General features: G+C 64.0%; 11 protein-coding genes. 3 read left to right on the top strand and 8 right to left on the bottom strand.

The features are described from left to right. Nucleotides 1-32: 32 nt before the first annotated feature. The 4 genes from cbiB to cobA are packed head-to-tail and all read right to left on the bottom strand — an operon-like array spanning nucleotide 33 to nucleotide 4,253. Nucleotides 33-1,013, bottom strand: a complete 981-nt coding sequence (gene cbiB, locus IEX53_RS04525; protein ID WP_188821906.1) for an adenosylcobinamide-phosphate synthase CbiB — start codon at nucleotides 1,011-1,013, stop codon at nucleotides 33-35. A gap of 50 nt (nucleotides 1,014-1,063) precedes the next feature. After that, a complete protein-coding gene (gene cobD, locus IEX53_RS04520; protein ID WP_188821904.1) occupies nucleotides 1,064-2,056 on the bottom strand; it encodes a threonine-phosphate decarboxylase CobD in 993 nt (330 codons plus the stop codon). Then, on the bottom strand, nucleotides 2,053-3,417 hold the full coding sequence (locus tag IEX53_RS04515) for a cobyrinic acid a,c-diamide synthase CobB (protein WP_188821902.1): 1,365 nt from the start codon (nucleotides 3,415-3,417) through the stop codon (nucleotides 2,053-2,055). Before IEX53_RS04515 ends, cobD begins: the two co-directional genes overlap by 4 nt. After that, entirely contained in the window at nucleotides 3,414-4,253 is an 840-nt protein-coding gene (gene cobA / locus IEX53_RS04510; protein ID WP_188821900.1) for a uroporphyrinogen-III C-methyltransferase, read from the bottom strand. The genes IEX53_RS04515 and cobA overlap by 4 nt, the downstream gene beginning before the upstream one ends. A gap of 123 nt (nucleotides 4,254-4,376) precedes the next feature. Here cobA and IEX53_RS04505 point away from each other — a divergent pair, with 123 nt between their 5' ends. After that, entirely contained in the window at nucleotides 4,377-5,486 is a 1,110-nt protein-coding gene (locus IEX53_RS04505) for a cobalt-precorrin-5B (C(1))-methyltransferase (RefSeq protein WP_188821898.1), read from the top strand. 235 nt (nucleotides 5,487-5,721) lie between these two features. Beyond that, nucleotides 5,722-6,561 carry a cobalt-precorrin-6A reductase gene (locus IEX53_RS04500; RefSeq protein WP_188821896.1) on the top strand — a complete coding sequence of 280 codons (840 nt, stop codon included), beginning with the start codon at nucleotides 5,722-5,724 and terminating at the stop codon, nucleotides 6,559-6,561. Between the two features lie 305 nt (nucleotides 6,562-6,866). On the opposite strand, the gene cobM is transcribed toward IEX53_RS04500, so the two are convergent. Together cobM and IEX53_RS04490 are read right to left on the bottom strand one after the other, a co-directional pair. After that, nucleotides 6,867-7,622, bottom strand: coding sequence for a precorrin-4 C(11)-methyltransferase (gene cobM, locus IEX53_RS04495; RefSeq protein WP_188821894.1), 756 nt, complete (start codon nucleotides 7,620-7,622; stop codon nucleotides 6,867-6,869). A gap of 227 nt (nucleotides 7,623-7,849) precedes the next feature. Beyond that, nucleotides 7,850-8,257, bottom strand: a complete 408-nt coding sequence (locus IEX53_RS04490; protein WP_188821892.1) for a cobalamin biosynthesis protein — start codon at nucleotides 8,255-8,257, stop codon at nucleotides 7,850-7,852. A gap of 171 nt (nucleotides 8,258-8,428) precedes the next feature. On the opposite strand from IEX53_RS04490, the gene IEX53_RS04485 reads away from it, so the two are divergent. Beyond that, nucleotides 8,429-8,599: a hypothetical protein gene (locus IEX53_RS04485; protein ID WP_188821890.1), complete on the top strand. Its 171-nt coding sequence runs from the start codon at nucleotides 8,429-8,431 to the stop codon at nucleotides 8,597-8,599. A 37-nt stretch (nucleotides 8,600-8,636) separates the two neighbouring features. Here IEX53_RS04485 and cobO read toward each other — a convergent pair whose 3' ends face one another. Next, complete coding sequence (gene cobO, locus IEX53_RS04480) at nucleotides 8,637-9,275, bottom strand: cob(I)yrinic acid a,c-diamide adenosyltransferase (RefSeq protein WP_183430368.1); 639 nt, start codon at nucleotides 9,273-9,275, stop codon at nucleotides 8,637-8,639. Next, entirely contained in the window at nucleotides 9,268-13,374 is a 4,107-nt protein-coding gene (gene cobN, locus IEX53_RS04475; protein WP_188821888.1) for a cobaltochelatase subunit CobN, read from the bottom strand. The genes cobO and cobN overlap by 8 nt, the downstream gene beginning before the upstream one ends. Nucleotides 13,375-13,454 lie beyond the last annotated feature (80 nt).

Raw genomic sequence — 13,454 nt, 5'->3', positions numbered from 1 at the left:
ACTGTCCCGCCGACATTTGAAAGCGAAACGCCCTAAAACACCAACCCCGCCACCCCGAGCACCAGCACGATACCGGCAAACACCGTCATCGATACCCAGAACAGTTTCAGCGCCGCCCCGATATCCTCCGCCCCCAGATCATGCCGCCCTGCCCCATTCACCATCGGCTCATTGACGATCTCCCCTCCATAAACACGCGGCCCGGCCAGCGCCACATCCAGCGCCCCGGCATAGGCCGCCTCCGGCCATCCCGCATTGGGCGAGCGGTGCAGGCGGGCGTCGCGCATCATCACCCCGAACGAACGTCGCGCCGCGCCGCGCCCGCCATGGATCGATGCGACGAGCGCGATCAGGCAGCCGGTGAGCCGTGCTGGTATCCAGTTCGCCGCATCATCGAGCTGCGCCGCGAACCGCCCGAACGCACGATAGCGCGGGTTGAGATGACCAATCATCGAATCCGCCGTGTTGAGTAGCTTATAGGCGAACAGCCCCGGCAGGCCGAGCAGCAGATACCAGAAGGCCGGCGCGATGATCCCGTCCGAACTGTTCTCGGCAAGGCTCTCGACAGCGGCGCGGCTCACTCCGGCCTGATCGAGCGATTGCGGGTCGCGCCCGACGATCATCGCGACGGCGCGGCGGCCTCCATCCAGCCCCTCCTCGCGCAAGGCGGTGGCGACGCGCGACACATGGTCGGCAAGGCTCTTCTGCGCCAGCAGGATCGCCACCAGCGCAATTTCGATGAGCGCGCCCAGCCAGGAGAGTTGCCGGAGGAAGGTCTGCAGCAGCATCCCCGCCACCACCGCCGCCAAGAGCAGCGCGACGATCGTCCAGATGCCGAGCCTCTCCCGCTCTGCCTCGCTCTGGCGGGCATCATTATAGCGCTTGTCGATGAAGGAGATGGCGTTGCCGAAGAGAACGACCGGATGCGGCACCTTGCGCCACAGCCATTCGGGATCACCCAGAAAGCGGTCGAGAACAAGCGCGAGAAACAGGATAATCAGCTTTATTTCCATGGGCTTACCCCAAGAACCGGACCAATGTGGCAACAATATGCAAGCAGGGCTTATGCATCCCGCAATGTGTCTTCAAGTCGGCGCAACTGTGACTCATCGAGGATAAGTCCGATGCGCAGCCAGTCCGGCGCATAATCGAATTTGCGCGTCAGGATATGCCGCCGGCAGAGATGCTCGTGCAGCGCATGGGCGTGTGGATGCCGAATGAGCGCAAACAGCGCCGTCCCGCCGAGCTCTTCCACGCCTGCCTGCTGAAGAACATTAGACAGCCCGGCGCGGCGGACAAAAATACGCTCCCGAAACGCGCCCAGAACCGGGCCAGCCTGAAACGCATGAACGGCAATCGCCAGCGCCGGGCCGGAAACCGCCCATGGCCCGAGCCGTTCAGCCAATTTCCGCGCAATGCCCGCGCTGGACACCGCAAAACCCAGCCGCAACCCGGCAAGGCCGAAGAATTTCCCGAAGGATTTCAGCACGATAAGGTTATCCTTCCCCGCCGCCCCCGCAACGCTCACCTCCGGATGCGCATCGGCAAACGCCTCGTCCACCACCAGAAACCCGCCGCGCCGCCCCAGCCGCTCCGCCAGCGCCAGCAATTCACCGACTGGTACGACACGGCCATCGGGATTGTTCGGATTGACCACCACGGCGGCCTTCGCCGTCGCCGGAACGGAACCAATATCCGCGCAAGGCACCACCGCCCACCCCGCCCGCACGAAGGCGGCGTGGTGCTCCTGATAGGTCGGCGACAGGATGGCGACTTCGCCGGGCGAAACCAGTTCCGGCACGATCTGGATCAGCGCCTGCGTGCCTGGCGCGGCGATGATCGCAGCACCGTCAGCCGTGCGATAATAGCCCCGCGCCGCCGCGAGCGCCCGGGTCAAAAGCCACTCATCCGGAAGCCTGTTCCAGATATCGGGCGCGATGTCAGGCAGGGGGAATGCCTCCGGATTGATGCCGGTGGAAAGGTCGAGCCAGTCTTCCCGCGCGCCGCCGAAGCGCGCAATCGCCCGGTCGAGCGCCCCGCCATGCTCGATGGTCATAGGCCGTCTCCGGCCATGTCGATCACATGCATGTAGGAGCCGGCCACGGAGCCGACGCGCAGTCCCGCCTCGCCCAGATCCTCGTCCAGCGCATCGGCAACCCGGAACAGGCGCTGCGCCGCCCCCTCCCGCACGATGCTGGCATAATGGAACTCATGGCCGCGCAGCGGCACCTGCCAGGGCGAGCCGGCAAGCGGCGTCAGCTTGCGGTAGCCCAGATGCAGCTTGCGGCGGGCAAAGCTCGTCTCGACAGGCAAAAGGCCCAGCATTTCGTGCCGCCGCCCTTCTGCGTCCTCCAGCCCTTCGCCCAGCACCATATAGCCGCCGCACTCGCCATAGATGGCAATGCCCTTGGCCGCCGCCTGCCGCAGCCCCTCACGGAAGGTCCTTGCTGCAGCAAGCCGGCCGCCATGCAGTTCCGGATAGCCGCCCGGCAGGTAGATCGCATCCGCCTGAATGTCAGGCGCTTCATCGGCGAGCGGCGAGAAGAAACTCAAGGCAGCCCCGCGCCTGCGCCAGCCGTCGAGAATATGCGTATAGGAAAAGGCGAAGGCATCGTCGCGCGCCACCGCGATGTGCTGGCCCGGAGCATGATCCGGAAAAGTTGCAGACTTTTCGGATAAGGTCATTGCGTTCTGCCCCAAGGGCGGCAGCCGCGGCACATTGGCGGGCGCAGGGTCCGTATGAGCCTGCCGCGCAATGTCTTCGATATGTTTCAAATCCAGCCGCTCGCCCATCACGCGGCCCGCATGGGCGATGAAGGCTTCGAGATCGCCATGCTCGCCCGCCTGCACGAGGCCCAGATGCCGCTCCGGCAAAGCCAGCTTCTCATCACGCGGGATCACGCCCAGCACGCAGATGCCCAAGGGCTCCAGCGCCGCCCGCAGCATCGCCTCGTGCCGCGCGCTGCCGACGCGGTTCAGCACCAGCCCTGCGATGAGGATATTCGGCCGGAAATCGCGAAATCCTTTGACCAGCGCCGCCACCGATTGCGACTGGCGGCTGCAATCCACCACCAGAATCACCGGTAAGCCCAGATGCACGGCAAGGTCCGCCGCCGAGCCCGTCCCGTCGACGGCCCCGTCGAACAGCCCCATCATCGCCTCCGCGACGAGCAACTTGTCGCCCTGCGTCATGCGCGAGGCGAGCGCGCTTAAAAGATCAGGCCGCATTGCCCAGGGATCGAGGTTGAAGCACGGCGCGCCGCTCGCCGCCGCATGAAAGGCCGGATCGATATAGTCAGGCCCGGCCTTGGCGGGCGCAAGCGCCACATCCCGTTCTTTCAGCGCGCGCAACAGCCCGAGCGTCACCGTCGTCTTGCCCGAACCCGAGGACGGCGCGGCGATCAGAAATCCCTTCATTTGCCTGTCTGTTCCATTTCACCAGTGGGGATAGAAGAGATAAGGCCGCTTGCCGCCCCCATCCAGTCGAGCGTTTCGCGTAACCTTACCACTTCACCAATGACGACGACCGCCGGCGGTTCCAGCCCGGCCTCCGCCACGTCGCTTTCCGCGCGCGCGAGCGTTGTCACCAGGACCCGCTGGTTCGCCATGGTGGCGTTGCAGATGAAGGCGGTCGGCTCGTCGGGCGAACGGCCTGCATCGATCAGCCGCTGCGTGATGAGGGCGATATGCTTCATCGCCATATACATGACGATAACGGGGGAGCCCTTGGCCGTCGCCTCCCAGTCGATCGTGTCGGGAACGACACCGGTCGCGTCATGGCCGGTAAGGAAGGTAACGCTGTGATTGATCTCGCGCATCGTCGCCGGAATGCCCGCATAGGCCAGCCCGCCAATGCCGGCGGTAACGCCGGGTACGATCCGGAACGGGATTCCGTTTTCCACCAGCGTCAGCGCTTCCTCCCCGCCGCGCCCGAAGATGAACGGGTCGCCGCCCTTGAGCCGCAGCACTCGCTTGCCCGCCCGCGCCAGCTCCACCAGCCGCAAGGAGATGTCGCGCTGCTTCGGCGAAGGCTTGCCGCCGCGCTTGCCCGCATATTCCAGCACCGCGCCCTCCCGCGCCAGCGCCAGGCACTGCGCATCGACAAGCGCGTCATAGACGATCACATCCGCCTGCTCGAGCCCATTGACGGCATGGAGCGTGAGCAAGCCCGGATCGCCCGGCCCCGCGCCGACCAGCCAGACATGGCCCGGCTCGAAGATTGGCAGGCCCATGCGCGTCCTCGTTGCGATCATACAGCGTCTCCCGATGCCCAAGTGAGATAGTGAGGTAGTGAACAGTGAGTTAGTAGGCTTTTTCCCTACTCACTATCTCACTATTCCCTACTCACTATTCCCCATTCGCTCTATAAAGCCTCTATGAACGACGAACCAGATGCCGGAACAAGAAAAACCGGCGATGAAAAAGCCCTGCGGCGCGGCTGGACCACCGGCGCCTGCGCCACTGCCGCGACCAAGGCGGCTTTGACGGCGCTCATCACCGGTGAGTTTCCCGATCCCGTCGGCATCATCCTGCCCAAGGGCGAAGTGCCCTATTTCGCGCTCGCCATCGAAAGCCTTGGCGACAGCTATGCCATGGCCGGCATCGTCAAGGACGCGGGCGACGACCCCGATGTCACCCACGGCGCGACCATAATCTCCACCGTCTTCCCCGCCCCGCCCGGAAGCGGCATCCTCTTTGCCGCGGGCGAAGGCGTCGGCACCGTCACCCGCCCCGGTCTGCCGATCCCGCCCGGCGAGGCGGCGATCAATCCGGTGCCCCGCGCCATGATGCAGGCCGTCTGCGAGGAAATCTGCGCCGAATATGGCCTCCCCGCCGATCTGATGATTACAATCTCGGTGCCCGGCGGTGAGGAAATCGCCAAAAAGACCTGGAACCCGCGCTTAGGCATTATCGGCGGCATCTCCATTCTCGGCACCACGGGCGTGGTCCACCCCTTCTCCTGCTCCTCATGGATACATTCCATCCATCGCGGCATCGATGTCGCCCGCGCCGCCGGACAAAAGCATGTGCTGGGCGCGACCGGCTCCACCTCCGAGGACGCGGCGCAGAAAATCTACAACCTGCCCGACTTCGCGCTCCTCGACATGGGCGACTTCGCCGGTGGATTGCTCAAATATCTCCGCGCCCACCCCATCGACCGCCTCACCATCGCCGGGGGCTTCGCCAAGCTGACCAAGCTCGCCCAAGGCGCGCTGGATCTGCATTCCTCCCGCAGTCAGGTGGACATGGGCTTCCTCTGGACGGAGGCGGAAAAGATCGGCGTGCCCGCTGACATGAAAGAGCGGATTCTTTCTGCCAACAGCGCGCTGGAAGTGCTTGAAATGACTCAAGGCTTGGGTTTCGACCTCGCGCGCCCGATAGCGGTCGGCGCGCGCAATACGGCGCTGGAAGTTTTGCGGGGAGCGCCGGTGGAAGTGGAGATCATTGTGACGGACCGGAAGGGGAAGGTGCTTGCGCGGGTTTGAGCGGAAAAAGCATTCCATGATGACATGGAGAACTCGGCGGGACAGCGCCCCCCTCTGCCCTGCCGGGCATCTCCCCCGCAAGGGGGGAGATTGGCTGGCACGACGATCACCGTCCATTCTGCAACGTTTACAATTGGCACCGAGCATCTATGAAGGCGCAATCTCCCCCCTTGCGGGGGAGATGTCCGGCAGGACAGAGGGGGGCGCTGTCCCGCCAGCGTTTCTTATGTAGGACATGCCCCCCACCATCCTCATCCTCGGCGGCACCACCGAAGCGGCGGAACTGGCAAAACGCCTCGCCCCCCTGCCATTCCGAATCATCACCTCCCTCGCCGGTCGCACGCGTGATCCGGCGAAGCTCGACGGCGAGGTGCGCAGCGGCGGGTTCGGCGGTGTGGAGGGGCTTGCCCGTTACATCGAAGCGGAGGGCATCGACATCATCGTGGACGCCACCCACCCCTTCGCCACACGCATTTCTCCCAATGCCGCGAAGGCAGCCGAACTAACCGGACGCCCCATCATCCGCCTCGAGCGCCCGGCATGGCAGAAAACCCAAGGCGACGACTGGCATGAAGTCTCCTCGCTGGACGAAGCCGCCGCCGCCATCCCGGCAAAGCAAGCCCAGGAAAAGTGTGAAGCGGTTTTCCGTCCGGGCTTGCGCCCAAATAAAGCCAGTCGCGTTCTCCTCGCCCTCGGCCGCCAGCACATCGCCGGCTTCGCGACACGGCCCGACGTGCATTTCGTCGTGCGCATGATCGACCCTCCGGAGGCGCCGCTCGCGCTCGCCTCCCATGAACTGGTCCTCGCCCGCCCCGGCAATGTCGAGGACGAAACCGCCTTCCTGCAGGACCGGCGGATCACCCATATCGTCTGCCGCAATTCCGGTGGCAGCGCCGCCTATGCGAAGCTGGAGGCTGCGCGGGCATTACACATCCCCGTCATCCTCATCGCCCGCCCCCCGCAAAATTTCGCGAATGCGGTGGGCGATGTGGAGGCGGTGCTGGCGTTTATCGGTGCCCAGCGCCCTCGTGGTTCGAGGCGAATTCCGCTGCGCTCCATTCGCACCTCACCATGAGGGTTCCTTAAGCGTCAGCGCCCCTTCACCCTCATCAAGTCAGTTTGCCGTGGATAGCCCCTCACCCTTACCCTCTCCCCGCACGCGGGGCGAGGGGGACATTCGCGCTGCCGCGCCTTCCTTATCCCCTGCACCTGGCGGAAAGGAACAAGCGAAAACGTCCATGTCCCCCTCTCCCCGTAATTCACGGGGAGAGGGTAAGGGTGAGGGGCTATCCGCGACATTCCAGCAACCTCTCCTGAGGTGCCCTGGGTTTGTTGGAGGGCGAGGGTGAAGGGGGTCGCCATGGCGCATGACAAAGGGTGCTACGAACCCCGTAGCGAGTGCACATGATCCCTATGATAAAGCGCTGAATCCCGGAAATTTTGCGGATCGAGTCCCCGCCCCACAAAAATCATCGCCGTGCGGCTGAGCTTCGCCGCCTCCACCTTCTCCGCAATATCCCGCAGCGTCCCCCTGATGAACTGCTCATCCGGCCAGCCGACACGATAGGCGATGATGACAGGGCAATCTTCCCCATAAAGCGGGGTCAGTTCGCGCTCTATATAGGTGAGGTTGCGGATCGAAAGATGGATCACCAGCGTCGCGCCCGATTTGCCCAGCGTCGCCAGATCCTCGCCCTCGGGCATGCCTGAGGATTTCATCGAGGTGCGCGTCAGGATCACCGTCTGGTTGACTTCCGGTATCGTCAGTTCCTGTTTCAGCGCGGCGGCGGCGGCGGCGAAGGCGGGCACGCCGGGGGTCACGTCGTAGGGAATGCCCAGTTCATCCAGCCGCCGCATCTGCTCGGCAATCGCGCCATAGATCGACGGATCGCCCGAATGCACCCGCGCCACATCGTGCCCCGCTTTGTGCGCCGCCTCCAGTTCCGCGATAATCTCGTCGAGCGTCAGGCTGGAGGTATCGACCACCCGCGCATGGTCCGGCGCGGCCGCCACCACCTCCCGCGGCACCAGCGACCCGGCATAAAGGCACACCGGGCATCGCTCGATCAGCCGCAGGCCCCTGACGGTGATGAGGTCTGGCGCGCCAGGGCCGGCTCCGATGAAATGGATGGTCATGAGTGGGAATTCCTATTGATCATACGTTGCGCCAAACACCCCCCTCTGCCCTGCCGGGCATCTCCCCCACAAGAGGGGAGATTGGCCTTCATCAAGGTTGGCCCTCAATTCTCCAACGTCGGCGATTAGCGAAAGCGGAACTCCCAGCCAATCTCCCCCCTTGTGGGGGAGATGTCCGGCAGGACAGAGGGGGGTGCGGTGCTACAGCGCCAAACCTGCAAACATTATCATCCCGCCAAAGCCACCGCCACCGTCACGCCCTTCCCCCGCATCTTCGGCACGATCAGCCTGGCGCCGCCCCCCGCGCCCGCCAGCGCCGCGCTTTCCGCCACTCCATGACAGCCCACCGCCCGATACACCGCCTCGGAGGGATTGATGAGCCGAGGCGTCTCCTCCTCCAGCCGCGCGGCATCGAAAAACACGATCTCGCATCCGAAATGCTCCGCCAGCGCGCGGATCGCAGGCTCGTCCCGCTTTCTGTCCAGCGAGAAAATGCCGCCGAGTGCATCGCGGTCAAAGCCAGACTCCCGCAAGGCCCGCTCCGCCAGCGCGATCATTTCCGCGCTGTCCGCACCGCGTTCGCACCCAATGCCCAGCGCCAGAAACGGCGTCGTCCCGCCATTTCTTTTTGACATATCAGGGGTCATTTCGGCCCAATACTGTTTCTGCTAAACTTCGCATTGCGAATCGGTTGTTTTTGTACGTGTCTACTGTTTTGCGATCACTTTTATGTAACCGGCTAAGAGGGGTTTATCTGGCTGGTTACTGTTTATCCACTTGGAATATTTTCCCTGGAGGGGACCGTCATGAATCTCACCGCGCCTACGCAGATCATCTTCTTCCTCAGCCTCATCATCGCCATCCTGGCGCTGCTGGCCTTCTACGGAGTGTTCTCGTTCATTCCGCTCGCCTCGTTCTGGATCCTGCTGGTGGCCTATATCGTTCTCGCCGCCGGCTGCCTGTTCAAGGGCGTTTGATACCGAATGCGGGCGGCTCGCGCCGCCCGCTCTTTTTCTAGAACTCAATCCCCTTCTGCGCCTTTACGCCCGAGCGGAAGGGATGCTTGATCATCTCCATCTCCGTCACGAGATCGGCGAACTCGATCAGTTCGTCCTTGGCGTTGCGCCCGGTGATGATCACATGCTTCATGAAGGGCTTCTCCTTCAGCACCTCGATCACTTCCTCCACCGGCAGATAATCATATCGTAATACGATATTCAGCTCGTCGCAGAGCACCATGTCGTGCTCCTCGTCGAGAATCATTTTCTTCGCCTGCTCCCACGCATCGCGCGCCATGGCGATGTCGCGGGCGCGGTCCTGCGTTTCCCAGGTGAAGCCTTCGCCCATGGCGGAAATCGTCACGAGCTCAGGGAATTTCTCCAGCACCGAGCGCTCGCCCGTCTCCCAGGAACCCTTGACGAACTGCACCACGCCGATCTTCATGCCATGGCCGAGCGCGCGGAAAACCATGCCGAAACCGGCGGTCGATTTGCCCTTGCCCTTGCCGGTATGGACGATCGTCAGGCCCTTCTCATCCGTCTTGGTGGCGAGGATCTTGTCCCGCGCGGCCTTCTTCTTCTTCATCTTATCGGCATGGCGAAGGTTCAGTTCCTCTTCGCTCAAGCCCAGCAGTTTTTCTGATTTTTCAGCCATTTGGCATCGCTCCCTGACTCATTTTATTAGAATTCGCTATTTCACTTAAATCGAAACGAGCGGAGTTCGAACGCGGCGCCCACAATCCGCGGTCGATCGCCTGCAACAGCTTTTCCGCCATTTCGGCCAGCGCCGCCGGGTTCTTCTCCTCAAGGAATTCGCGCACGTCGTTGTCGGCCAGCAAGGACTGGTAGACGGCCTCGAAATGATGGTTTTTGACCGCCCCGGTCGTCGCGGCGAAGGCATAGAGGTAATCCACCGTCGCAGCCATCTCGAACGCGCCCTTGTAGCCGTGCCGCATCACCCCGGCGATCCACTTCGGATTGACGACGCGCGCCCGCACCACCCGGCCTACCTCCTCCTCCAGCGTACGGATCACCGGCCGCTCCGGGCGCGAATGGTCGTTGTGGTATATCACCGGACGTTTGGCCGTGAGATGTTCGACGGCGACGGCCATGCCCCCCTCGAATTGGTAGTAATCGTCGGAATCGAGAAGGTCGTGCTCGCGATTGTCCTGGTTCTGGACCACCGCCTCGACCGATTTCATCCGCTCCTCAAGCATCCCGCGCTCGGCCTTGCCCTCCTCGCCCGCGCCATAGGCATAGCCGCCCCAGACGAGCCATGCCTCGGCAAGGTCGCTCCGCTCCCGCCAGCCATTCTCGTCCATCAGCGCTTGCAGGCCCGCGCCATAAGCGCCGGGCTTGGAGCCGAACACGCGATAACCGGCCTTGCGCCGCGCCGCCTTCTCATCCTCGCCCTCCGCCCTGAGCCGCGTCTCCTCGCGCCGCATCCGCGCGGCGATGGGGTTATCCTCCTCGTCTTCACCGAGCGCACCAACCGCCCGCACGGCTTGATCGAACAGCGCGATCTGGTCCGGGAACGCATCGCGGAAGAAGCCGGATATGCGCAGCGTCACATCCACGCGCGGACGCCCCAGCATCGCCGGCGGCACGATCTCATAGCCGGTGACCCGGCGCGAGGCCATGTCCCACACCGGCTTGACGCCGATCAGCGCCAGCGCCTGCGCGATATCGTCGCCGCCAGTGCGCATATTGGACGTTCCCCAGGCGGTGAGCCCGAACGAGGTCGGCCATTCGCCATGATCCTGCGTGTAACGGGTGATCAGCAGTTCCGCCGATTTCTTGCCCAACTCCCACGCCGCCGGTGTCGGCACGGCGCGGCTGTCGATGGAAAAGAAATTGCGCCCCGTCGGCAGCACATCCGGCCGCCCGCGCGTCGGCGCGCCTGACGGGCCGGGCGCGACGAAACGGCCATCGAGCGCGGTGAGGAATGCGTCCATCTCCGCCTTTCCGCAGGCTTCCACCACGGGCCGCAAATGGGAGGCGATACCATCAAGCACCGCGCGCGTGGCAGTCCAGTTTTCCGGACAGGCCACTTCGCCCGCCGCCAGCTTGGCAGCCAGAAGTTCGATCCGCTCCACCGTATCGCCGGTGATGCGCCATGGGTCGGATGAGACGGCTTGCAGGATTTGCGGCTTGGGCCCGGTCCATGGGGCGGCCATGTTGCAATCGAGGGGGTCGAAGGTCGTGGAATGCCCCTCACCCTTACCCTCTCCCCGCGCGCGGGGAGAGGGTGGCATGGACGTTGCAGCCACTCCCTCTTCCCCCTGCACCTGGCTGAAAGGCGGGGCAAAAACGTTCACGTCCCCCTCTCCCCGTAAGTCACGGGGAGAGGGTAAGGGTGAGGGGCTATCCCCAGCGCTCACAGCAATCCCCGCATCCCGCGCAATCGCCCGCTGCAAACTCATGTCCGCATCGTTCAGCGTACCGCGCGGCACCCGCGCCAGCGCCACGAGCAAATCCGTCAGCAGCCGCCCTTCCGGAGACTGCCCGAACACATGCAGCCCATCGCGGATCTGCATTTCCTTCAGGTCACACAAATAGGCGTCGAGCTTTTGCAGCGCCAAATCCTCGCCGTCGTGATCGTGAATCCCCGCATCATGATCGAGACCGATATCGCGGACTAAATCCAATATCTGCCCTTTCAGCCGCCGCAGCCGCCGCGGATCGACACCGGACGCCTCGTAATATTCGTCCACCAGCGCTTCGAGGTCCTTGAGAGGCCCGTAGCTTTCCGCCCGGGTCAGCGGCGGCGTCAGATGGTCGATGATCACGGCGGCGGAGCGGCGCTTGGCCTGCGTGCCCTCACCGGGATCGTTGACGATGAAGGGATAGACATGCGGCACCGCGCCCAGCACCGCCTCCGGGTAGCAGGTCTCTGACAGCGCCAGCGCCTTGCCCGGCAGCCATTCGAGATTGCCATGCTTGCCCATATGCACGATGGCGTCCGAGCCATACGCCTCGCGCAAATAGGCGTAGAAAGCAAGATAGCCATGCGGCGGGACGAGATCGGGCGAGTGATAGCTGTCCTTGTGATCGATATTGTAGCCGCGCGCCGGCTGGATGCCGACCAGCGTCTCGCCGAACCGCGCCAGCGGCAGCGCGAAGCCGCCAATACGCTCAAGGAAGAACGGATCGGCCTCAGGCTGCCCCCACCGCGCGGTCACTTCATCCTGAATCTTTAGAGGAAGCTTTCCTAGGAAGTGCTTATATTGATTCAGGGAAAGCGTTTCGCGGATTTCGCGGCCATCCGTCGCCGCATTGGTCGGCCCGGCCATGAGATGGTTGATCAGCGCATCGCCGCTATCGGGCAGATCGGCCACGGGATAGCCCGCCGCCCGCATCGCCTTGAGCGCTTCCATTGTCCCCGCCGGGGTGTCGAGCCCGACGCCATTACCGAGCCGCCCGTCGCGGTTGGGGTAATTCGCCATGACGATGGCGACCCGCCGTTCCCCCGCCGCCTTGCGCCTGAGCCGCGCCCAGCGAGCGGCAAGCTCAGCCACAAATACCACCCGATCTCCGCGCGGCTCATGGGTGACGATATTGGCCTCGACCGCCTCGTCATAATGCCGCGCCGACTTGAACGAAACGGCGCGCGACAGCACGCGGCCATCCACCTCCGGCAGCGCCACATTCATGGCGAGGTCGCGGGCGGAGAGCCCCTGCGGCGAGGCTTCCCACGCTTCTGCCGCCGAACCGGAGAAAATCGTCTGCAGCACGACAGCGCCGCGCTTTTCCAGCACCGTCGGCTCGCGGTCCATACCGGGCGCGGAAACCGCAAAGCCGGTGGCGTTCAGGACCACATCGGGCGGCATCCCGGCAAACACCGAATCCAGTGTCGCCACTGATACCGGGTCCTTGAGGCTCGACACGAACACCGGCAGCGGGTTTAGCCCCTTGTCCGCCAGCGCCTCCACCAGCGCCTCGACGCCCTTGGTCTGCCCGCTCTGGACGAGGGCTCTGTAAAAACAAATTGCAACGATAGCGCCATTATCACCCCCCTCTGCCCTGCCGGGCATCTCCCCCACAAGGGGGGAGATTGGCTGGGAGGGCTCTTGGCTCTCGTCCTTCAACGTTTGGGATTGACGTGAACCCAGATGAAGGCCGATCTCCCCCCTTGTGGGGGAGATGTCCGGCAGGACAGAGGGGGGTGTTGCAGCCCACTGCCCTCTCACCTCCTCCACCGAAACCACACCCCGCCCCGGCCACCATATCCCGGCCTTGAGCAACGGCGCAGCCTCCGCCGGCTTCTCGCCACGCCCCAGCAGCGCCGCGCAATAATCCAGAAATCCCCGCGCGTTCTGCGCCCCGCCCTCGATCAGATAATGCCAGAGCGCATCGCGATCGTCAGGCGCGACGGTGGAGAACCGATGCAGCCCCGCATCCGGCTTGTCGTCGCCCGGCAGCACGGCAAGCTTGATGCCATGCGTCACCGCACAGGCGTGCAGCGCCTCCAGCCCATAGGGCCAATAGCTCTCCCCGCCGATGACCCGCACGACGATAAGGCGGGCGTACCGCGCGGTACGCTCAATGTATGTATCGACAGACATCGGATGCGACAGCGCCATGATGCTGGCAAGCCGCAGCGTCAAGCCGCTCGTGGACGCATGGGCCGCAGCCAGGCTCGCCAATTCCGTATCCGCCGCTGAAAGGAACAGCATATCGCCCGGCGACTGACCAAGATCGATCGCCTCGCCGCCTTCGGCGATGGTTCCTTTCTGGGCTAGAAGAAGATGCATTGAGGCCTCTCCTTCTGTTGCCATGGCTTTACCGAAACACCCCCCTCTGCCCTGCCGGGCATCTCCCCCTCAAGGGGGGA

This window comes from Paramesorhizobium endophyticum (genome assembly GCF_014640615.1).
GTDB classification, from domain to species: Bacteria; Pseudomonadota; Alphaproteobacteria; order Rhizobiales; family Rhizobiaceae; genus Paramesorhizobium; species Paramesorhizobium endophyticum.
Note: the sequence above shows the minus strand (reverse complement) of the source record. Positions and strands in the feature narration are given on the sequence as shown.

Coding starts and splice junctions, on each gene's coding strand:
- IEX53_RS04490 (WP_188821892.1), bottom strand. CDS start 8,257: ATGTCAAAAAGAAATGGCGGGACGACGCCGTTTCTGGCGCTGGGCATT.
- cobA (WP_188821900.1), bottom strand. CDS start 4,253: ATGATCGCAACGAGGACGCGCATGGGCCTGCCAATCTTCGAGCCGGGC.
- IEX53_RS04500 (WP_188821896.1), top strand. CDS start 5,722: ATGCCCCCCACCATCCTCATCCTCGGCGGCACCACCGAAGCGGCGGAA.
- cobM (WP_188821894.1), bottom strand. CDS start 7,622: ATGACCATCCATTTCATCGGAGCCGGCCCTGGCGCGCCAGACCTCATC.
- cobD (WP_188821904.1), bottom strand. CDS start 2,056: ATGACCATCGAGCATGGCGGGGCGCTCGACCGGGCGATTGCGCGCTTC.
- IEX53_RS04505 (WP_188821898.1), top strand. CDS start 4,377: ATGAACGACGAACCAGATGCCGGAACAAGAAAAACCGGCGATGAAAAA.
- IEX53_RS04485 (WP_188821890.1), top strand. CDS start 8,429: ATGAATCTCACCGCGCCTACGCAGATCATCTTCTTCCTCAGCCTCATC.
- cbiB (WP_188821906.1), bottom strand. CDS start 1,013: ATGGAAATAAAGCTGATTATCCTGTTTCTCGCGCTTGTTCTCGACCGC.
- cobN (WP_188821888.1), bottom strand. CDS start 13,374: ATGCATCTTCTTCTAGCCCAGAAAGGAACCATCGCCGAAGGCGGCGAG.
- cobO (WP_183430368.1), bottom strand. CDS start 9,275: ATGGCTGAAAAATCAGAAAAACTGCTGGGCTTGAGCGAAGAGGAACTG.
- IEX53_RS04515 (WP_188821902.1), bottom strand. CDS start 3,417: ATGAAGGGATTTCTGATCGCCGCGCCGTCCTCGGGTTCGGGCAAGACG.